Source organism: Clostridium pasteurianum BC1 (assembly GCF_000389635.1).
GTDB classification, from domain to species: domain Bacteria; phylum Bacillota; class Clostridia; order Clostridiales; family Clostridiaceae; genus Clostridium_I; species Clostridium_I pasteurianum_A.
This window is the reverse complement of the sequence record NC_021182.1, coordinates 362,929-384,677: the sequence shown is the minus strand read 5'-3', so window position 1 is coordinate 384,677 and position 21,749 is coordinate 362,929. Positions and strand designations below refer to the sequence as shown.

Sequence of the window (21,749 nt, the reverse complement as noted above, 5' to 3'; positions counted from 1 at the left end):
CTTTGACTTACTATTTATTTTCATATGCCTTATCTTCTACAAAATTCTTGTCTTCTACCCCATCTACATTTTCTGAATCCACTATGCCTTCTGCTCCTTTCAGAGCTTTTATAGCAACTTCTAATTGACTATAGTCCGGCTCTCTGGTAGTAAATTTTTGCAGCATTAATCCTGGATATGAGAATATTTTCGACAATCCATTATCACTTCTACCCATCCACCTTATGACCTCGTAGGTTACTCCTGATACAATAGGCAGCAGCACTATTCTTGAAATAATTCTAAAAATAAGCGAATTCCAGCCTGTAAGCGAAAAAACAAATATACTTATTATCATAACCAAAAATAAAAAATTTGTTCCACAACGAGGATGAAATCTAGAATACTTTGAAGCATTTTCTGGCGTTAATTCATCATCGTTCTCGTAGCAAAATACAGTTTTATGCTCCGCTCCATGATATTGAAAAACTCTTTGTATATCGCTCATTTTGCCAATTAAATACAAATATAAAATAAAAATAGTTACCCTTATTACTCCTTCTAGTAAATTCAGAATAACAGTATTATGAACATTTAAATTTTTAAATATATTAGCTGCAAAAGTAGGTAATGCGAAAAAAATTCCTACAGCAAAAACAATTGATATACATAAAGATATTGCCATTAGTGCATCATTAGTTTTATCTTTAAATATTTTACTTAAGAATTCGTCAAATTTAGAGGGCTCATTGTCCTCTTCATCTTCAAAAAAAGAAGCCGAATAATTCAAGGTTTTTATTCCTATAATCATAGATTCTACAAGAGATACAAACCCCCTTATAATAGGAAGTCCAAAAAACTTATTTCTTTTGGCATAGGGTACTATCTTCTCAATTTTCAATTCAATGGTATTATCTTCTTTTCTAACAGCAGTCGCAATACCCTTAGCCCCTCTCATCATTACACCTTCAATTACAGCTTGACCACCTACAGAATGCTTTTTATCCATATTCACACCTCATCTTTCGGAACACAATGACACTTTCTGCATCGTGCTTCATAGGATTCCTTAGCCCCTATCAATATTACAGATTCATTGTAATTTGCAGGCTTACCATCTATAAGTCTTTGAGTTCTTGTAGCTGGATTACCACAACACATGCATATTGCCTGTAATTTATCTACAAATTCAGCTATAGCCATAAGCTTTGGCACAGAACCAAAAGGTTCTCCTCTAAAATCCATATCTAATCCTGCACATATAACCCTTTTCCCACCATTTGATATTTTTGTTAAAATGTTAATTATATTTTCATTAAAAAATTGTACTTCATCCACTGCTATAACATCTATATCTTTTTTTAAAAATTCAAGTATTTCTTCACTATTTTTTATAGCAATAGCCCCTTCCTTTTCACCGCAATGTGATACTATATCATCTATGCTGTATCTATTATCAATTTCAGGTTTAAATACTTGAACCTTTTGCCTTGCAATCTTCGCCCTTCTTATCCTTCTTATCAATTCCTCTGACTTTCCACTATACATTGGTCCAACTATTACTTCTATCCAGCCATGATCTTTCGGTCCATACATATAATATTTTCCTCCCTAATTAATAACTATAGACATAATATATTCTAACAGAAATCTGCAATTTATTAAAGAGTAGTTTTTTACATATATTGACGAGCTTTGGATACATGTGATATAATAGCAAAGTTGATATTGAAGTTATTTATCGTGTATTGAAAGAGGTGAAAAATATGAAAGAAGGCATACATCCAGGGTATCATCATGATGCAGTTGTTAAATGTGCATGTGGAAATACTTTTACAACAGGTTCAACTAAAGCAGAACTTAAAGTAGATATTTGTTCAAAATGCCATCCTTTCTTCACTGGACGTCAGAAATTAGTTGACGTTGGTGGTAGAGTTGAGAAATTCAGAAAGAAATACAACTTATCAGAAGAGGAATAGTATTTTAAGTATAAGTAATAATATTGGGCATATGAAAATAAATAGTAGGCTAAAAATGCTTTAAATGGGAAAGATTTTATCTTTCCCATTTTTCTTTATTTATAATATCCACAAAATCCTTATTATTTTTAGTTTCACTTAAAAGATTTATTAGCTTTTCTGTTACACTTTGAGTGCTATTTTCATTATATAATACTTTTCTAATCAAATAGGATGCATCATACTCTTCCTGTGCTAAAAGAAGCTTTTCCTTTCTAGTTCCAGACTTATAAATATCAATTGCAGGGAAAATTCTTCTTTCTTGAAGTCTTCTATCGAGATGTACTTCCATATTACCTGTCCCTTTAAATTCTTCAAAAATCATATCATCCATTCTGCTTCCCGTATCAATAAGTGCTGTAGCAAGTATAGTAAGACTTCCACCTTCTTTTATATTTCTAGCTGCCCCAAAGAATTTTTTTGGCATTATCAATGCACCGGGATCAAGACCGCCAGATAGGGTTCTTCCTGTAGGCGTTATAGTTAAATTATAAGCTCTTGCAAGTCTAGTTAAACTATCTAAAAGGATTACAACATCTTGCCCCTGTTCAATCATTCTCTTAGTACGTTCCAAAACCATATATGCAACTTTTGTGTGATGTTCTGGTTCTTCATCAAAGGTAGAATATATAACTTCGCCTTTTATAGACTCTTTCATGTCAGTAACTTCTTCTGGTCTCTCATCTATTAAAAGCACTATTAATTTGACCTCTGGATGATTAGAAGATATGCTTTGTGCTACTGTTTTTAATAATGTAGTTTTTCCAGCCTTAGGAGGCGCAACTATAAGACCTCTTTGTCCCTTTCCAATAGGAGACATAATATCCATAAGCCTTGTTGCCAATTCTTTTTCATTTTTCTCTAATTTCAATCTCTTATTAGGATAAATAGGAACTAATGTTTCAAAAGGTTTTCTGCCTACTGCTTTTTCTGGATTCTCTCCATTTACGCTTTGTACATAAAGAAGTGCTTTAAATTTTTCACCTTCTTTAGGTATTCTAACTTTACCCTCAACTTCGTCTCCTGTTTTTAAATTGAACCTTCTTATCTGGGAAGGAGATACATATATGTCATCTGGGCCAGTTAAATAATTTTTTCCACGTAAAAATCCAAAATTATTATTGTCTACTAATTCTAAAACTCCCTTGGCAGAATTGGATTCATGTACCATTTCTTTAAATTTATCATCTTTTTCTTCTTTTACATATTTTTCATTAGTACTTCTTGATTGGTCAAAATTATTTTTTAAATTTTGAGACTCTTTTCTTTCATAATTCCTAGCAACCTCCATACTGTTCTTAGTAGGTTCCACTTTGTTACCAATTGTTTCTGCCCTGTTAACTTCTCTTCTGATATTAACATTTTGTTTATCTTCAACTATTTCTATTTTGTTGTTAGTATTTTCCGCTCTATTACTGCTAACTTCAGTTCCCTCAGCAATCACCTTTGGGACATTGTCTGCTTCTACCTTTAATATTTCTTTTTCCTTAACTGCAACATCAACCTTATTTTTTGAATCGCTATTCTTATTTTTATTGGTAATAAGAGCTGCTTTTTCATCTTTTTTAGGAGATATTTTCTCTCTAAGTACAACTCCATCTTTCTCTATAGAAACCGGAGAAACCTTTTTAATTTCCTCAATAAGATCTCTCTTTTTAAATTTTGAAATATTTTTTATTCCCAGCCCTTTTGCCATTTCCTTAAGCTGCACAAGGGTCCTGCTTTCCAAGTCAACGCTAAACAAAAAGACAACACCTCCATATTGTATTTTAAATTAATCATTAGGGAATTTACAAAGAATTATCAGATATGAAATTTAACTTTTATAGATTATAACCCATTTTTTTCGTATTATCCATAAAAACAATAAAAACTTTTTAATACTTTAAAAATTTCCGTCCATATAATAATAACCTTAAAAGCATATTAAGACAATAGCTATTTAAAATTACATCAAAAGCATATTAGTTTTATTTCATTTATACAGATATTTATATAAAAAACTGTCTCAAAATGTATTAATATGTATTAAAGACAATTCTTTTATAACCCTTCACTTATATAAATATTAACTTTATTAGAAAATAAAGTTTTTAAATGTGCTTTACCAAATTATTTCATATTTATTATTGATATTTTCCACAAAGTGTTAATCTTGAGATAATTCCCTATAAATAGAAATTCAATTAGATAAATTATAAATTTAAAGAAACGTATAGAAAATTAGCAGAGAGGCATAAAAAAAAATTGTATATAAGTTGCAATTAAAATTGTTCATTTAATAAATAACATTTAGATAGTAGCTATTTAAATTCAATAAATATTTTATTATGAATATAATTTATTGCAACATATATATTATTGTTTCCAAATTATTAATATGTATTATTTAAAAATTCTTTTTTGAGATATATTTGTCTTTCATATTCCTCTTCCTGTATTAATCCTTCATCTTTTAGTTCATTCAATAGATAAATCATATTATTACAAAGATCTCTTAAATTATCCTCACACTTTTCCATATCCTCGTCCATGATTTCCTCCAATATGATAAGTATTCACACTGTACTAATCTAATGATATCATAACACAATAAATTTTCAAGTTTAATTACTATTGTTAAATTATGCTGTACATTTCCATAATGTCTATAACATAGCATACACTTTATTTCTAATATCCATATATTTATTTATTCTCTCATATACTTTTTTAGTCTTTCCAATAAAAAATATTTGCTCCCCTAAAAGTTCACATCCACCTATAAGCATTTCTCTTTTAAAAAAGATATCTAAACTATAGGTATAATAATGATATTTATTACATAATGGGCATTTAACTTTAAATCTTATTTCCTTATTCTTAGTATATTTAATATATACATTTTCAAATTTACTACTGCCATTCTTTGCTTGGAATAATACAAAATCTTTAACCTCATATTGTCCTATTTCACTTTTCAAAGCGAGACTTAAGTTGGTATCATATAACAACAAACTTCACACCTCCATTATATTATCCTCAATTCAGCAAATAATTAGTCAATAATAAAAGAATTTTTATAAAAATTTTTACGACTAAATATAGCTCTATCAATACTTACCTGAATTATTTGCACAATCTAAGGTTATCAAATAAAACATATGATTATATTATTTTATATATATTTATTCTATAATTTTTTAAAAATTCCTTTAAGCTCAACAAAAAATATCAGTTTAAATCAATTATTTAGGAAAGTGTTACAGCGAGTAATTATGGGATAAACAAATTTTCACTTCTAAAATGCCTAATATAAGTTTAATTTTATTACATTTGGATAATAATTGAAAGGAGGTGTAGTATATGGAAATTAATAGTAAATATGAAAAGATAATTGAGTTTGTATGTAAATATAAGAATATTTCTCAAGATGAACTTTTAAAAATATTAAAGGATAGAAATTGTAAATACATTTTTTTATTACTTTTAAAAAAATATAAATGCGTAGATTTAGATGTAATAAATAGCTATTTTCCCGATTACAGCAAAAAATCTTTAAATTATAGCTTAAAAAAAGCAAAAGAGAAATTTTTTATAAATAAAGAATTCCGAGATGAATATTTTGAAATAGAAGATGATATAAAAAAATCTTTATAAAATAAAAAATTTAAAAAAAATGTAGAAAAACATAATCAGATATGATACAATATTATTTATGTTAGCAAAACACAAGAATCCCATTTTAAATATTTTGTAGGGTAATTTCTATTATAAATTTATTTTCTGTGTTTGTCAACTAATTTTTATATTATGTTCATTAATTTGTCCGATGACTAGCCACTATAATACTCCCCTCTTCTAAAGAGGTCGATAACAGCGGCACGTCCCTGGATAATTCATCTAAGCATAGAGGAAGTACAAACCTCCTCTACGTAAGATTCATTGATTATAATTATTTATACATGGGAGGATATTAAATGAAAAATACTAAATATATTTTTGTAACTGGTGGTGTTGTTTCATCATTGGGCAAGGGAATAACAGCAGCTTCTCTTGGAAGATTGCTTAAAAATAGAGGATTAAAAGTTTCAATACAAAAATTTGATCCATATATAAATGTTGATCCAGGGACCATGAGCCCATATCAGCACGGAGAAGTTTTCGTTACCGATGATGGTGCTGAAACGGACTTAGATCTTGGACATTATGAAAGATTTATAGATGAAAACCTAAGTAAGAATAGTAATGTTACTACTGGTAAAGTCTATTGGTCTGTTATATCTAAAGAGAGAAAAGGAGATTACCTTGGTGGTACAGTGCAAGTAATTCCTCACATAACAAATGAACTTAAAGACAGAGTTTATAGAGTTGCAAAAGAAAAAGATGTGGATGTAGTTATAACTGAAATAGGTGGAACCGTTGGAGATATTGAATCACTCCCATTTTTAGAAGCCATAAGACAAATAAAATATGAAGTTGGTAATGGCAATTCTTGTTTTATACACGTAACACTTGTACCATATTTACGGAAAGCAGGAGAAATAAAGACAAAACCAACCCAACACTCAGTTAAAGAATTAAGAGGCATAGGTATTCAACCTGATATAATAGTATGTCGTACTGAAAAAGAACTATCTGAAGATGTGAGAAATAAACTTGGACTATTCTGTAATGTAGAAGGAAAAGCTGTAATACAAAATCTAGATGCAGAAAATCTATATGAAATTCCATTATTACTTCATAAAGAAGGTCTAGATGATTTAGTATGTGAACAACTTAGTCTAGGCTGCAATGAAGTAGATAATACTGAATGGATAGAAATGGTAGGGAAATTAAAAAGTTTATCTAAAGAAGTTACTATAGCATTAGTTGGTAAATACGTAGAATTACATGATGCTTATCTTTCAGTGGTAGAATCACTTAGCCATGGAGGTCTTGCAAGCGGAGCAAGCGTAAATGTAAAGTGGATAAACTCCGTTGATGTTACTGCTGAAAATGTTAATGATATTTTAAAAGACGTAGATGGCGTATTAGTACCTGGTGGCTTTGGTGATAGAGGTATTGAAGGTAAAATAGAATCTATAAGATGGGCAAGAGAAAATAAAATTCCGTTCCTTGGAATCTGTCTTGGAATGCAATGTGCAGTAATAGAGTATGCTAGAAATGTACTGGGCTATTCAGATGCTCACAGTTCAGAAATAGCTCCTGATACTAAACATCCTGTTATAGATTTAATGCCTGATCAAAAGGATATTGATGAAAAAGGCGGTACAATGAGACTTGGACTATATGCATGTAAATTATCCAAAGACACAAATGCTATGGCCGCATATAATGAACAGGTTATATACGAAAGACATAGACATAGATATGAATTTAATAATGAATATAGAACTAGTTTAATAGAAAAAGGTCTTATACTTTCAGGAACAAGTCCAGATGAGAGATTAGTAGAAATTGTGGAGCTCAAAGATCATCCTTGGTTTGTTGCAGTTCAGTTCCACCCTGAATTTAAGTCAAGACCAAATAAACCTCATCCACTTTTCAGAGATTTTATTAAAGCCTCATTGAAATAAATTTAAAGAGGATGCCTCACAATGCATATCTATTGTGAGACATCCTCTTTAACTATTCTACTATTAAAAATAACTATTAAGTCACTATTTTTAATAAAGAAATAAGGCCGTTCTCAAATTTAACGAATAAATTATTTCTTTTGAGACAGGGCCTTTTTCCAATTTTAATTTACTCCAGATGACCTTTGCATACTCTCTTGTATTATTGCAATTTTATATTTATATCAAGAGAAGTTGCTGGGACCATCTGTCCTGATATATTCATATCATACTTAACAGAGATATTTCCACCTTTTTCATTTACATCTATATTTATTTCTTTTGTGTCCACTTCCATTTTCAGAGTTCCATAGGGAGTATCATACATAGATAAATTGTTTGTTCCACAAAGAAAATGCATATTAGCATTAGTAGTTCCTTCTCTTAATAATATGAGTTCCTCTGGTTTTATTTTTAGAGTAGTAGTTGTACCCTGCATACCTGATATTTCTGTTTCTTCATAAATAGCATAATAGAAATCATCCTTTAAATAAAAAATTCCCGGAGTAACAACTTGTATGGTATCTTCTTCTTTATCTCCCTGTATACTAGAAATGGTTATAATAGCTTTTTTCTCCATCTTTATCTCCTTAACGTAAGGCATATTTTAAATACTAATTATTGTTTCTTTCTATAGCAAATTCTATAAGCTCACTAATCAAGTCTTTATATGCCTTACCAGCAGCTTCCCACATTTTAGGATACATACTTATCTTAGTGAATCCAGGAATAGTATTAACTTCATTTAAATATATTTCTGACGTTACTTTATCTACTAAAAAGTCAACTCTTGCCATACCTGCACAATCTAAAGCTGTATATATCTTTACAGCAAGCTTCTTTATTTTTTCTAATTCAGTGCCATTCATATCTGCTGGTATTAATAATTTTGATTCTGCATCTTCGTACTTTGCTTCATAATCATAGAATTCTTTTGCAGGAAGAATTTCTCCTGGAACTCCAGCCTTTGGTTTGTCATTTCCAAGAACAGCTACTTCTACTTCTCTAGCATTAATAGCTTTTTCAACTAAAACTTTTCTATCGTATTTTAGTGCTTCCTCTATACCATCTATCAATTCCTTTCTGTCATGTGCTTTTGTAATGCCCACTGAAGATCCGCTGTTAGAAGGCTTAATAAACACATCATATTTTAATTTTTTTTCTATTGTGTCTATTATCTTGTCTCTGCTAATACCATATTCTACTGCTGTTACAACTACGTAATCAGCCTGTTTTATTTCAAAATGTTCCAATACATATTTGGTATATACCTTATCCATACACACTGCCGAAGACATAACATTAGGTCCTACACACGGAATATCTATAAGCCTACACAGCCCTTGTACAGTACCGTCTTCTCCGCATAGCCCATGAAGTACAGGAAATACTACATCTACTTCTCTATTAAATAGAACCTTTTGACCTTCTGGTTTCTTATAATATTCATCTTTTTCCCATTGACCATTCTCTATTTTATCTATACTTCCTGTATATTCAAACCATTCACCATCTTTTGTTATTCCTATTGGATAAACATCATATTTAGATATATCAATATTTCTAAGCACTGATGATGCTGATACTCTTGAGACTTCATGCTCAGTTGACTTTCCACCAAATAATATAGCTATTTTCTTTTTCATACAAATTCTCTCCTCTGACCTTAATAGTATTGAAATAATTCATCCTTTATTATATTTTACAATTTCTTTATAATTAAAAAAAGAACCACAGTAAGCCCAGTTTTTATCTTCTGCGGTTCTATTATATCATAAATTAAATTCATAATTTAAGAAGATGGCGAAGTAAATATTATCAATTAGAATATTATATTGTTAGTTTACCATTTGGTGTATTTCTTATTTGTAGTATTCTCACTTCATATCCAGTTTGAGCATTTATGTAGACAATAAAGGAATCTCCATTGTAATTACCTACAAACTCATAACACAAGACCTCCTTGTTTGATTCAGTAGGCACAATAGCCAGCCTTGAGGATGTAACGGTCAATCTTTTACTTACTTTTTCCTGCGCCTTATCTTTACTTATAAGACTGTTCTCATCAGGTATTTTTCTTCCCGTATCATGAGCTGTAAGATATTTTGCAGACTCCATACCAATTATATTTCCATTATCCAATGCAATTTTAAGTTTTATCTGATCCGTATATACTGCCACATTCCCTATATTATAAATATAGCTTATAATAGCAGTATTGTTATAAACGAGGCTATAAGTTGGTGTCATATTAGTATACCCCATATCAGCTAGATATTTACTGCCTATATCCTGAGCTTTATTTACATCTATAGTAGGTTTGTCGATATTTCTATTATCTAAAATATAATATATCATTCCACCTTTTTTTGTCACTTCACAAGATACTTTATTATCACTTTTTCGCCCCTTTATATTAACATTAAAACTATAGCAAGGAATTTTCTGTTTATTTACATCCTCCAACCTCTCAACACTGTCTATCTTTTCATTTCCAATAGCTTTTCTCACAATTCCTTCTGCCTCAGTTACTGTAACATCTTTTGAAGAATTAATTTTAGGATTTATATCTAAATTGTTATCTGAAAATGGTCCATCGTATATGAGTGAAGGATATTGAACTATCTGTTTTTGTATGCTCTCAAAACTAGTGGATACTGCATTTTCATTACTGGAAAGTAACACTCCGCTGGCCTTTTTTCTTATTTCTCCCCACTTCACATCACCGTTATTTATATTATTCTGTACATTTTTCAATTGATTTTCAAGAGTATATGCCTGTTTTTTTAGAGTTTCAACTTTTGCTATATCCTCATCTGAAAGTTCTCCTCCTTGAGTAGTTTTACTAGCTAATGTATAACAAAAATCTCCTACCTGGGTTATAAATTTACTTGTTCCACTTAACTGCTGCTCATCAATTGGCAGTGAATGCAGCTTATCATTAGCTATAGAAGAATATCTAAATATCTCTTCCAAGGCCACAATATCTTGATCCTTTGAACCTAATACTGGAACTTTAGCCAAATTACTTCCTATATTCTCAACTGAATTTATTAATTGATACATACTTTTACTGTATTCTCCCATTAAATAATTTCTATAATCAATTCTCTCTAGAGTCATAAGAATTGCAAATGTGGTTGAAAATACTACAATTAGGGCTACTGCTATAGTATATATTATTCTCTTTTTAGTTGTATTCATTGAAAAACTCTCCTTTATTTTCATATGCCTTTTTCTTATTATTTGTAATTTGCTTTTCCTTATTCATCATATAATCTCTATAGTTATAATTTTTGTAAAATATTCAGAAAAATATTTATACTTTATCTTAAATTTTGTATAATTAAATTAATATTTTACGATATAAGATAACTGTAAAATAAATATGACATCCTTTCACTTGTTATTTATTTTCAAACGCCTAAGTTGTATAATATAATTTGTACACATGTAATTTTAATACTTGAGTTTAATTTAATTGAAGGGTGAAAATAATGAGAGCTTTAATACTTTCAGTTTCAGCAGGCGGAGGGCATAAGCATGCAGCTCTTGCACTTAAAGACTATATCTTAAAGTTTGAACCAGTTTCGGAGGTTAAGATATTAGATACGATAAAATATATAAATCCAATTTTAAATAAAGTTTTGATAGGTGGTTACCTTAATACACTAAAAATTACTCCTTCACTTTTTGGCAAAATTTATAGATTTACAGAAAACACTGATAAAGATGCTAGTATATCATCCTTTAAAAATAAATTAACTGAGATTATGGCTCATAAAATACTACCTGCCATAGAAAGGTTTAAACCTGATATAATAATATGTACTCACTGGTACCCAGTAGAAATGGTGTCAATACTAAAAGAAAAAAATAAACTTAATATTCCTATTGTCTGCATAATTACAGATTATGCACCTCATAGCTTTTGGATATATCCACAAGTTGATTCCTATATAGTTTCTAATAAAGACATGCTAGAAGAAATGGTACATCGGGGCATAAATAGAAATTCTATATTTGATTCAGGTATACCTGTAGGATCTGATTTTTTTGATAGATATAATCGCAATGATACACTCAAAGAACTAAAATTAGATCCTAATAAACAAGTTATACTTATTATGGGCGGAAGCCTTGGCATGGGGAGAATTTCAGGAATATATTCTCAAATAGCAAATTCCACTAAAAATATTCAAGTAATAGTGGTTGCAGGTAACAATAAAAAGCTTTATACAAAACTTATGTCTATTAAGAAAACTTCTAATGTAGATACTAGAATACTAGGTTTCACTAAAGATGTGAACAAATATATGCAATGTAGTGATATTCTCATTACAAAACCAGGTGGTTTAACTATATCTGAAGCCTTAATATGTCAAATACCCTTAGTTCTTTTTTCTCCAATTCCTGGACAAGAGGAAAAAAATGAGGAATTTTTATTAAAGCACAATCTTGCTATAAGTATAGGTGATGGCAGCAATTGCAGAGAAAAAATAGTGCAGCTTCTATGTTCCTCTGAAACTTTAAAAATAATGAAGCATAACTGTAAAAAATTTTCAAAGCCCAACTGTGGATATAATATTTTTAATGTTATAAATGACCTTATTAAAAGAAGAGAAATTGCTATTATGAAAAATGAAATATAAAAAGTAAAGGGGATTCTATAGCAGCATTCCCCTTTACAGTGTTTACTTTTTTAGTTTTGCAATCAGCTATTTTATATTTTATCTTTTATATCAGTTACCAATTTTTTTACCTCATCTAACAACTTAAATCTAACTATTATTTTATTATTGACATTTTCACTATTATTTTTTGAATTATCTACCAACGCATATTCATCTTTAGTTAAGGCACTTTTCATTTCATCTTGAGTCTTTTCAACCTCCACATTACCTTTAGTAATATCAGTAAAGCAAAGAGGCGGAAACATTACACACCACCAATTATGTCCTTTAGCGCTGCCAATTAAAATTCTATAAGCTTCATATCGTCCCTGCGGAAGCACTATAGTCCCATAGGACTTAACAGGGAAATCTACATAACTCAATTCTGTCTTTACGGAATAATTATATCCATTTTCTCTTATTACACTCTCAGCTATTGCATTAATATTTTTATCGTATTTTTTAAGTATCTCTCTTGATTCCTCAATGCTCTTAGAATTACTCAGCTTAGGAGCAATATAAGCTAACACTTTATCCCTGACCTTTAACTTCAAAGCTTGATCCTCATTAGAATCACTGTTAGCTAGAACATGAAATCTTATTATTTTTTTAGCTATGCACTGCTGGTCAGCTTGTTCATTTGCTTCTCTCGCCTCAACTTTTGTAGTAAAATAAGTTTTATTTTTACTATAATTCCAAATTAGCATAGTACTAATTAACATTATCCCCATAAATATCAGAACTTTTTTCATCAATAATCCCCCTCAAAATCAATAATCATATTGTTAATTATTTACATAAATACTATTTATATTCATTACAATAAGAAATTTTTTTTTAGAGATTATAAATCTATAATTATGATAAAAATAATAAATATATAAGTTCCAATTAAAATAATATATTTAATTAATACAGCTAATAGATAAGATTTACTTAAAACACTATCTTATTAGTGAAGATAATTTATTGAGAGATACATATTAAAATTGCAATTCTTAACATATGTAACTAAAAGGGGTTGTATAACTTATGAAAAAAATTATAATTAAATTTCTAGGTCTTAATATCCATAAAACAGATGAAGAAAACAGAACATTTAGAGTTGGTATAGTTTCTACTCTTTTATTAGAAACTGGCATTATTTTTACTTTGTTTAAGCATAGAGATGATAGTTCAATAAAGTTTATATTACTGGCTATAATTGTCGCCATTATCTGCATTTTAATGCTTATTTCCATAAGATTATACGATGTATGTATATTTTTAATGGCAAATTATATTATATACACCGTAAAAAAAGGTGATAACTTACTCACAATATCAGAGCAATTTCTTCCAGAATGTAATCCATGGAGAACCTCAGAAATTATAAAAAATAAAAATAATATAGAGGAGATATTACATCCTGGGCAAAAAATATTAATACCTTCAAAGAGAGAATTTTTCATTTAATTTTAAACATATTTAACTATATAAATAAACAAATTTTATCAATATGTTACAAAATACTTTTTAATGAAGTTGTAAAAATACAGTCAAAAGGAGTTCATCAAATTGTTGCTGAAAGAACAGTCATGGAAGGATGTACCCATTCTGATATTGGCAGCTGGTTATGTGAAAAATGGAACTTGCCGAAAGATGTAAATGCTGCAGTAGCCTATCATCATACGCCTTTACTTGCAACTGAATACATAGAAGAAGTTAATGTTATGAGCATAGCTTATTCCATTAGCACATTGTATTATGAAAAATTATTATGTCTTAATACTTTCTACGTATTAAACGAAACAGTTGCTGATTCTTTAGGCATAGCAATGAAAGACATTGAAATTATCAGCAAAAAACTACCAGATAAAGTTGAAGAAATACTAAAGATACTGAATACATCAATTTTCAATGTACAGTTATCAAGTTAAATTTTCTATCTTTCATTTTGTGATAGATTATTTCTTAAATAATCTATTCACTAATCAATTATCTGTAACCGTTCAATTGATTAAATATTTCTGCAATGTAAATTGTAACATAGGACTTTAAGCTTTATTTAATGCATACTAATTTTAAAACAACTCTATACCCTGATTTTATATAGTTCTAGTTATGTATACTTCTTCATATTTTTCTTTCATGCCTTCAAAACACCTCTGTGCTTTTAACATATCATCAAAAAATCCAAAGATACTAGGGCCACTTCCACTCATCATGGAACCCAAAGCTCCATATCTAAGCATAGAATCTTTAATATTTTTTAACATATTATATTTTCTAATGGTAACATTTTCAAGCAAATTCTTCATGTTATTACTTATAAATTCCAAATCATCCTTTTCCATAGCTTTTATTAGACTATTCATATCCGGATGTTTAAATACCCTCTCTATATCAAAATTCTTATATACTTCCTTTGTAGATACTCCAAAATTTGGTTTAACCAATATTAATATTTTATCCTTAAATGATTTTAGAGTGGTAATTTTTTCACCTATTCCTTCACAAAGCGCAGTTCCACCCAATATACAATAAGGCACATCAGCACCTAATTTTAATCCAAGTTCCATAAGTTCTTCATCTGTTACATCGACACTAAAAATATCTCTCATAGCCCTTAAAACTGCTGCTCCATCCGTACTTCCTCCTGCAAGCCCTGCTGCTACTGGTATATTTTTATTTATCTCAATACTAACTCCTGATTTTATATTATAGGTATCTATAAAAAGCTTTGCAGCCTTGTAAGCTATATTTTTATCATCAGTAGGTACATATTGTTTGTCACAACTTAACTTTATTCCATTATCTGTTCTATTTATATTCATCACATCATATAAATCAATTGCTTGCATTATCATTTTTAACAAATGGTATCCATCTTCTCTTTTACCTACTATATCTAACGATATATTTATTTTTGCATATGCTTTTAGTAACATGGTTAGCCTCCGTGTAATCATTATATTACTTACATTATAACAAAAAAGCCTTCCAACACATATAGTGCTAAAAGGATTTTTGTTGATACAGATATCAATTGTATATATTTAACTTAGGCAAATGAAAATAAATAGTAAGTCAAAGATGTACTGACTAGTTATTTATTTGAATGTGACTTATTAGGCATGTTCAAATTGCCTATATAATAGCTCTTCCTGGTATTATAAGTTTTTGTCCTGGTAAAACGTAATCTGAATTCTCTATGCCATTAATATTTACTATGGATTCAACAGTTGTGAAGTACACCTTTGCAATCTTCCATAGGGTGTCCCCTACCTGAGTTGTATATATAGTAACACTAGCCTTTTTTTTAGGTTTTTCTCCCTCTAGCGGAACTATATTTATAAGAAAATCTTTATTGGAATTATAATTCACTCTCCCATACACAGATACAATTGCTTTAATTGCTATTGTATTGGCCTCAATGGAAGCCTCCAGACTATCCAAATCACCTTTTGCAATAGAACTCATTTCTATTTTAGCACCTGGTATATCCACAGTAGAGTTGAAGGGAATATCCTCATTTAAGGAACTCAAATTGTTCTTCTCATCATTTGTCTTATAAATAACAGAAATATTTATTATTCCTTCTACTGACAATTTATCTTCTACCAACTTTTTATCAGTTATAGAAACCTTTCCCACAGCTAAAATCACTTCCGTAGGAACTACATTTTCTTCTTTGATTTCAAGATTTTCTTTAACTATATTTTCAGTAGTTGCATGGCCATATACCAAATTAAGTTCATAGTCCTTCTTTTCTATTTTAAGATTTAAATCTGGCGAATAGGCATCCTGTATAACATCCACATTTTCCTTACTCTGAACCTTTACATTAGCCTTTACAAGAGCTTCTATATCAATATTTCTGTTCTCTCCTAAATCATCTTCTTTTATATTGCATTCTGTAGCATCAACTGTAAATTCTCCAAATACATTCATATTCGAATTTACACCTTCAAGCTCAACTTCCTGACTTAAAAGCACATCATCAGATAAGTGGAATACATCTGCTGTATCCTTTCCCTTGTATAAAACATTAATTTCAGCAAAGGCTTCTATACTTATTTTTCCCTCTAATAGCTTTACTTGCTTTTTGTGTATGTTAACATCGTATTTTAGTATGTTCCCAACTTGAGGGTTTTCCATAGGAACTTGCAAATGAGATTTAGCGACTAAATCTACTGATGTGTTACCAGCAACTTTATCAATAGAGGTTGGATTTCTTAAAAATTGCACATCCCCTAATCCTGTGATATCCTTAACTATTTCCAATTCATTTTTACTATATACTTCTGATTTTAATTTAATTATCCCCTCAACTGCTATCTTTCTTTCATTTACTGCGTTGCAATCAATATGTTCTACATAATAATCTGTGTCAGAAATCATTTTGTGAGCTGCACCTTCTATTTCTACATAATTACTAAATTTAGCTGAATAAGAAACTCCACAGATTTCTGTACCATCTTCTGTTTTTCCCAAATACACCACATCAAATTCTACCTGACCTTCTAAATATACCTTGTCTTGCATTACTTCTGTATTTAATATAGAAGGCTTTGCATCTACCATAAGTATCTTTAACACATCTGGCTGAGTATCCGGTATAATGTATTCTTCCCGTACCACTGTATCGGCTGTATTTTCCCCTAGTAACTGCTCATATTCTATATTTTCTTTAACTAATTCTATAGCCATGTTATCCCTCCTATGAAATACCTAAGGCATTTAAAAATAAATAAATTGATTATTTTTTTAAAGATGCCTAATATAATATATATTAGCATTTCATCACAAATATGATAACTTTATAATTATTTTTTAATTACTATATGTACATCAGTATATTTCCATAAATGTTTATAGTATATTTCTACATATTTATTTAGTTTTCATCATTTTCCTTTATATACTACTAGTTTTTACGTTATAAAATATTTAAACTTATTGACAAAGTTCATAATATGACGTATTATAGATAATGGTTATTGACCATATAACCTCTCATAAATTCTCAATACCCTTTTATACCATAGTTGAAAGATGGAACCCACCATCTTTCTTTTTTATTAAATATATTTTTTGTAAAATGATTATTTTATATGAAAAAACGATACTAAGATTAGTATCGTTTTTTATTATACTGCAAAAACTAATTGAACTGTCTTTGTTAACACGTCTGAATAACTATATGACACCTTCCTCTGGGTGTCTGATTCTAATCTAACTACAAATATACTAGGATAGGTTTTTTCTATAATTCCATTATTGACCACAACTCTTTTTCTTCCACTATTTGCTTTAAGTACTACCTTTTCCCCCAAGTGGTCCTCAATATTTCTCTTAATGGAATCTAAAACATTCATTTTTTCCATGCAAAACACCCTCTTTCCATATCTTATATTATACATGATAAACTTATTTATGTCAAATAAACTTCTTATTTTAACAGTAAATAATACAAGTTGTCAAGGTAAATTTTTTGTTAATAAAATAGACCTCAAGTTATATTTAAGCTTGAGGTCTATTTTATACCTATTTCACTTGTTATTTCTCTCCTACTTAATAAAAAGCATATAAACAGAATTCTTGGCATCAGGTGTAGTTTTTGTTTATGACCTCTCATGCTTACTAACAGAGTTCTTAGTATCATCGTCGTCCTTTAGTGCAAGTCGTTATCCAAGGACGTAGACACTCTTTACTCCCCTTTGAAGAAAAGCAGAGAACAAAAATCTTTGATTTTCTGTGAATCGCTTTCACAGAGTGCAAGTAGAGAACCAAAATCTTTTTTTGATTTTGTGTGAATCACTTTCACAGAGTGCGATGGAAGTATTAGAGTTGGTAGTCATCGGATAAAAAGCAAAGGGCCAGTTAATTTCTTTGAAATACTTAACTTATTAAAAAAAAGTAGACCTTGGATAGCCCTCTCTACATTTCCCCCTAGTCTGAAGCCCACCTACTCCTTTAGCTCCAGTTATGGTATTGGTAACTGCTTCCCGTATGTTTACAATATCTTTTATATTTGTATAAGCAACCTTTTGACATACGAAAACTGGATCTAAACAATGTATGAGTACTCTTTCAGGAGAACTTGCGTAATTAGCACCTGCTCACTTAACCAAATTGCGATAATTAGAAAGATATTTACAAGAATAAGTTTCTCTATATATAAAGAACTCTACAGCGAACTTCCAGAGATAACTATTGCTGATAAAATCACTAAATTAAGATTCACCCACAACCTAAAACGAGAAGATCTTGCAGATTTATTAAACATGCACTGGGACACAATAGAAGGATGGGAAGTCCATAATATTATGCCCAAACCTCAAAGCATAAGAAAACTATGCGATTATTTTAATTTACCTTATAATTATTTCCATGAATATTATAACATATACTTCAATAATCCCGGAGATAAAATTAAAACGTGGAAGATTAAAAATAAATTAACTTATGGCCAAGCATGTAAACTGCTAGGTATTACCCATTCATGTTTTGGAAGATTACTTAATAATAAAATAAATCTCTCCTATTATATATATGCAGAATTAAAAAAATTAGGAGCTTTTTAAGGCTCCTAATTTTTTATTATATATTAATAATACTATTTTCATAAAACAAACTATTTTTGGAGTTGAAAAAATACTCCATCTACTAAATACATTATAGTGTTTTTATCAATTATGTAAATACTGCTATACATGCCACCATTATTATCTATTTCAATTTCATTAATATAATTTGAAGTTATTTTAAAATAACTTAAATTTCTTTTAGTATCAGTAAAAAAATCATTATCTGATACAATTTTTTGTTTATAAGTTGGAGTTTTCAATGAAGACCCATCTAAATCTGTAAATTGGTTTGCTGAAAGAATAAGTTTTTTACCTATATAACTATCTACTTTACTATCAGGAATGGCATAAACAGGTAATGTACCAACAGATTTTTTAATGACCCATTCACCAAAGTAATCTTTATAATCAAAAGTACTTGAAGTATTATTGTTATTAGTTATCGAACTATTTGTGTTTGTGGTATTACTTTGTTTTACTGCTGTACTATTTATTTCTGCGGTATTACTTTGCTTTGTTACTGTACTATTTATTTCTGCGGTATTACTTTGCTTTGTTACTGTACTATTTATTTCTGCGGCATTACTTTGCTTTGCTGATATACTGTTTGTATCTGTAGCATTGCTTTGGTTTGTCACTGTACTATTGGTATCTGTAGCATTATTTTGCTTTATTGCTGTACCACCTTTTTTGTTATTAATAGAAATTGATTTATTATTTATTATTTTATCTCCTATAATAAAGACTCCAACTAAAATAATGATTATAATACCTACAATAGTTGATTTCTTTTTTAATAAAGTAAGCATATTTATTCTCCTTTTGATATAAGATTAACTTTTAAATAGCGCAGTTACTCTTAAAATTAATATATTAACTAATAAGCAAAAGTATATTTATATTAAATTTAATGACTAATAATTAAAAATACTAAGATTAAGTAATTTAATTTTAGTAACAATTCATTACATTACGTCAAAATATAGTAGTCAATTACTAATTTTTTATTGTATAAATAAAAAATCAACATTTATGCAATTAATTCTCTTAGCCTGATATTTATTTATAAATTTATTGGATATACTCAATCAAATCTAGTAAGTATAATTTAGTTGAGTATATCCAATATTAATTAAATTTTTATTTAATTTAAACAATAAATATTATATAAAAAATTTGTATCTATTATTCTAAACTTTCTAATAAGGATTAGCTCCATATCCATTATTTTCTGTAACAACTTGACCAGTAGGATTTCCAGCTGTATTTATATATGATATACTAGGTGGACAATTATATCCTGGAATACTTGATGTTGACGCACTAAAAATTCCCCATTCATAGTTTCTTCTAGTTACCAATCCTGGAAGAACTGTATTCCCAGCATAAATCCATTGATTAAATTGAGTTTGTATATCTGCACCTCTAGAACCAGAAGCATATAATTTTAATAATGTAGATTGACTAAATGCTTGTACACCTTCGTTATAAGCAAAAGATGTAAATGCATCCACTTCTCTTTGTGTAGGATTTGCAACTCCACGTGCATGTATAATATTTAATACTTGCGTATAATAATTATTATTTACATTAGTAGTTAATAATTGTGTAGCAGTAGTCTCACTTATACTTGAAGGTAATCCATTTAATTCTGCTCCAGTCATCCCATATCCTCCTGTTAACACTCCTACTTCATCATGGTATAATGATGGTGCAAATCCCTCACATTCTTTTATAAAATATATTATATTTGCACTTGATCTACTGGAAGCTATTCCATTTGTATTTCCTGTGCTACCATCAGGATAACCAAATTCATGTATTTCAGTAGATGTAGGAGCTTGCTGCTTTATTGCATATACATCCATAACACCTTTTCCAATTACAAACTGTGTATTCTGATCAGTTGGTTCCATTGGAGTAGCTGATTCAAATAAAAATGATTGAAAATTATTTGCACCATTTAAAGTGTGCACTTCTGTGGCTCCTGCCCCATTCCTTTTGATACAATATAAATCTGGTTTACCATCATTATTATAATCACTTATTCCAAATGCCCAATTACTATCTGTCTGAGGCAGTGCTGTAGCTGTTTCAAGTAAAAATGATTGGAAGTTATTTGCACCATTTAAAATGTGTACTTCTGTTTTAGCATTTCCTCCATTCTCTTTAATACAATATAAGTCTGGTTTACCATCGTTATTATAATCACCTAATGCAAATTCCCAATTACCATCTGTCGCCTGAGGCAGTGCTGTAGCTGTCTGAAGTAAAAATGATTGGAAGTTATCTGCACCATTTAAAATGTGTACTTCTGTTTTGGCATTTCCTCCATTTTCTTTAATACAATATAAGTCTGGTTTACCATCGTTATTATAATCACCTAATGCAAATTTCCAATTACCATCTGTCGCCTGAGGCAGTGCTGTAGCTGTTTCAAGTAAAAATGATTGGAAGTTATTTGCACCATTTAAAACGTGTACTTCTGTTTTAGCATTTGCTCCATTTCTTTTAACACAATATATATCTGCTTTACCATCATTATTGTAATCACCTGAAGCAAAACTCCAATAACTATCTGTTTTACTTAACGGTGTAGTCGTATTTAATTTCCATACTAATCCATTTGTATTTGTATCAGCATAAGCTTTATTGTATCCTATTAACATGAATGTAGTACTAAATAATAATAATAATAACACTCTTTTATAAATTTTCATACATTGCCCCCTAGTTTTTTAATATAATTCACTAATTAAAAAATTATCGTTCTAAAACTTTGGATATCCAATAGATTAATATTAAATAAAATTTTACATAAATTCAATATATATGTCACAAAAGGGTGTTTTTATGTGGTAAATGTATATTTTTTTACATATTTTTTTATAATTTCATAATATTGTTATC

Annotated in this window: 21 protein-coding genes and 1 pseudogene; 7 read left to right on the top strand and 15 right to left on the bottom strand. The window is 29.3% G+C overall.

Going from position 1 to position 21,749, the window contains the following annotated elements:
• Positions 1-10: 10 nt before the first annotated feature.
• Together CLOPA_RS01825 and CLOPA_RS01820 are read right to left on the bottom strand one after the other, a co-directional pair.
• Positions 11-988, bottom strand: coding sequence for a DUF1385 domain-containing protein (locus CLOPA_RS01825; RefSeq protein WP_015613767.1), 978 nt, complete (start codon positions 986-988; stop codon positions 11-13).
• Between the two features lie 2 nt (positions 989-990).
• Positions 991-1,575 (bottom strand): thymidine kinase, encoded by a 585-nt coding sequence (locus CLOPA_RS01820; RefSeq protein ID WP_015613766.1) that lies wholly within the window; start codon positions 1,573-1,575, stop codon positions 991-993.
• Positions 1,576-1,745: 170 nt separating this feature from the next.
• On the opposite strand from CLOPA_RS01820, the gene rpmE reads away from it, so the two are divergent.
• The gene (gene rpmE / locus CLOPA_RS01815; RefSeq protein ID WP_015613765.1) at positions 1,746-1,958 is read left to right on the top strand and encodes a 50S ribosomal protein L31; all 213 of its coding nucleotides are present in this window, start codon (positions 1,746-1,748) and stop codon (positions 1,956-1,958) included.
• Between the two features lie 76 nt (positions 1,959-2,034).
• Here rpmE and rho read toward each other — a convergent pair whose 3' ends face one another.
• The 3 genes from rho to CLOPA_RS01805 all read right to left on the bottom strand — a co-directional run bounded on the left by rho (position 2,035) and on the right by CLOPA_RS01805 (position 4,993).
• Complete coding sequence (rho, locus tag CLOPA_RS01810; protein ID WP_015613764.1) at positions 2,035-3,741, bottom strand: transcription termination factor Rho; 1,707 nt, start codon at positions 3,739-3,741, stop codon at positions 2,035-2,037.
• 631 nt (positions 3,742-4,372) lie between these two features.
• Positions 4,373-4,531, bottom strand: a complete 159-nt coding sequence (locus tag CLOPA_RS24700) for a hypothetical protein (protein WP_015613763.1) — start codon at positions 4,529-4,531, stop codon at positions 4,373-4,375.
• 114 nt (positions 4,532-4,645) lie between these two features.
• A complete protein-coding gene (locus CLOPA_RS01805) occupies positions 4,646-4,993 on the bottom strand; it encodes a hypothetical protein (RefSeq protein ID WP_015613762.1) in 348 nt (115 codons plus the stop codon).
• 349 nt (positions 4,994-5,342) lie between these two features.
• On the opposite strand from CLOPA_RS01805, the gene CLOPA_RS01800 reads away from it, so the two are divergent.
• Both CLOPA_RS01800 and CLOPA_RS01795 read left to right on the top strand, forming a co-directional pair.
• The gene (locus tag CLOPA_RS01800) at positions 5,343-5,636 is read left to right on the top strand and encodes a hypothetical protein (protein WP_015613761.1); all 294 of its coding nucleotides are present in this window, start codon (positions 5,343-5,345) and stop codon (positions 5,634-5,636) included.
• A gap of 320 nt (positions 5,637-5,956) precedes the next feature.
• Positions 5,957-7,555, top strand: coding sequence for a CTP synthase (locus CLOPA_RS01795; protein ID WP_015613760.1), 1,599 nt, complete (start codon positions 5,957-5,959; stop codon positions 7,553-7,555).
• 202 nt (positions 7,556-7,757) lie between these two features.
• On the opposite strand, the gene CLOPA_RS01790 is transcribed toward CLOPA_RS01795, so the two are convergent.
• From CLOPA_RS01790 to ypeB, 3 genes are all read right to left on the bottom strand, one after another.
• Positions 7,758-8,174 carry a DUF1934 domain-containing protein gene (locus tag CLOPA_RS01790; RefSeq protein ID WP_015613759.1) on the bottom strand — a complete coding sequence of 139 codons (417 nt, stop codon included), beginning with the start codon at positions 8,172-8,174 and terminating at the stop codon, positions 7,758-7,760.
• Between the two features lie 34 nt (positions 8,175-8,208).
• Positions 8,209-9,240 carry a D-alanine--D-alanine ligase family protein gene (locus CLOPA_RS01785; RefSeq protein WP_015613758.1) on the bottom strand — a complete coding sequence of 344 codons (1,032 nt, stop codon included), beginning with the start codon at positions 9,238-9,240 and terminating at the stop codon, positions 8,209-8,211.
• Positions 9,241-9,424: 184 nt separating this feature from the next.
• Positions 9,425-10,798, bottom strand: coding sequence for a germination protein YpeB (ypeB, locus tag CLOPA_RS01780; RefSeq protein WP_015613757.1), 1,374 nt, complete (start codon positions 10,796-10,798; stop codon positions 9,425-9,427).
• A gap of 293 nt (positions 10,799-11,091) precedes the next feature.
• On the opposite strand from ypeB, the gene CLOPA_RS01775 reads away from it, so the two are divergent.
• Positions 11,092-12,246, top strand: coding sequence for a UDP-N-acetylglucosamine--LPS N-acetylglucosamine transferase (locus CLOPA_RS01775; protein ID WP_015613756.1), 1,155 nt, complete (start codon positions 11,092-11,094; stop codon positions 12,244-12,246).
• A 71-nt stretch (positions 12,247-12,317) separates the two neighbouring features.
• Here the strand turns inward: CLOPA_RS01775 and spoIIR are convergent, their stop codons facing one another.
• The gene (gene spoIIR / locus CLOPA_RS01770) at positions 12,318-13,019 is read right to left on the bottom strand and encodes a stage II sporulation protein R (RefSeq protein ID WP_015613755.1); all 702 of its coding nucleotides are present in this window, start codon (positions 13,017-13,019) and stop codon (positions 12,318-12,320) included.
• Positions 13,020-13,299: 280 nt separating this feature from the next.
• Between spoIIR and CLOPA_RS01765 the strand changes: the two genes are divergently transcribed.
• Complete coding sequence (locus CLOPA_RS01765) at positions 13,300-13,722, top strand: LysM peptidoglycan-binding domain-containing protein (protein ID WP_015613754.1); 423 nt, start codon at positions 13,300-13,302, stop codon at positions 13,720-13,722.
• A complete protein-coding gene (locus CLOPA_RS01760; protein WP_080648264.1) occupies positions 13,668-14,186 on the top strand; it encodes an HDOD domain-containing protein in 519 nt (172 codons plus the stop codon). The genes CLOPA_RS01765 and CLOPA_RS01760 overlap by 55 nt, the downstream gene beginning before the upstream one ends.
• 168 nt (positions 14,187-14,354) lie before the next feature.
• Here CLOPA_RS01760 and ispE read toward each other — a convergent pair whose 3' ends face one another.
• The 4 genes and pseudogenes from ispE to CLOPA_RS24075 all read right to left on the bottom strand — a co-directional run.
• Positions 14,355-15,197, bottom strand: a complete 843-nt coding sequence (gene ispE, locus CLOPA_RS01755) for a 4-(cytidine 5'-diphospho)-2-C-methyl-D-erythritol kinase (protein WP_015613753.1) — start codon at positions 15,195-15,197, stop codon at positions 14,355-14,357.
• A 199-nt stretch (positions 15,198-15,396) separates the two neighbouring features.
• Entirely contained in the window at positions 15,397-16,959 is a 1,563-nt protein-coding gene (locus CLOPA_RS01750; protein ID WP_015613752.1) for a DUF3794 and LysM peptidoglycan-binding domain-containing protein, read from the bottom strand.
• A gap of 440 nt (positions 16,960-17,399) precedes the next feature.
• A complete protein-coding gene (locus CLOPA_RS01745; RefSeq protein ID WP_015613751.1) occupies positions 17,400-17,636 on the bottom strand; it encodes a Veg family protein in 237 nt (78 codons plus the stop codon).
• A gap of 522 nt (positions 17,637-18,158) precedes the next feature.
• A pseudogene (locus tag CLOPA_RS24075) lies at positions 18,159-18,371 on the bottom strand (sporulation peptidase YabG); the annotation flags it as partial.
• On the opposite strand from CLOPA_RS24075, the gene CLOPA_RS24695 reads away from it, so the two are divergent.
• Positions 18,327-18,836 (top strand): helix-turn-helix domain-containing protein, encoded by a 510-nt coding sequence (locus CLOPA_RS24695; RefSeq protein WP_155241853.1) that lies wholly within the window; start codon positions 18,327-18,329, stop codon positions 18,834-18,836. The pseudogene CLOPA_RS24075 and the gene CLOPA_RS24695 sit on opposite strands and share 45 nt — an antisense overlap.
• Before the next feature lie 50 nt (positions 18,837-18,886).
• Here CLOPA_RS24695 and CLOPA_RS23515 read toward each other — a convergent pair whose 3' ends face one another.
• Positions 18,887-19,648 carry a hypothetical protein gene (locus CLOPA_RS23515; protein WP_015613749.1) on the bottom strand — a complete coding sequence of 254 codons (762 nt, stop codon included), beginning with the start codon at positions 19,646-19,648 and terminating at the stop codon, positions 18,887-18,889.
• A gap of 390 nt (positions 19,649-20,038) precedes the next feature.
• Positions 20,039-21,559: an FG-GAP-like repeat-containing protein gene (locus CLOPA_RS01730; RefSeq protein WP_015613748.1), complete on the bottom strand. Its 1,521-nt coding sequence runs from the start codon at positions 21,557-21,559 to the stop codon at positions 20,039-20,041.
• Positions 21,560-21,749: the final 190 nt, after the last annotated feature.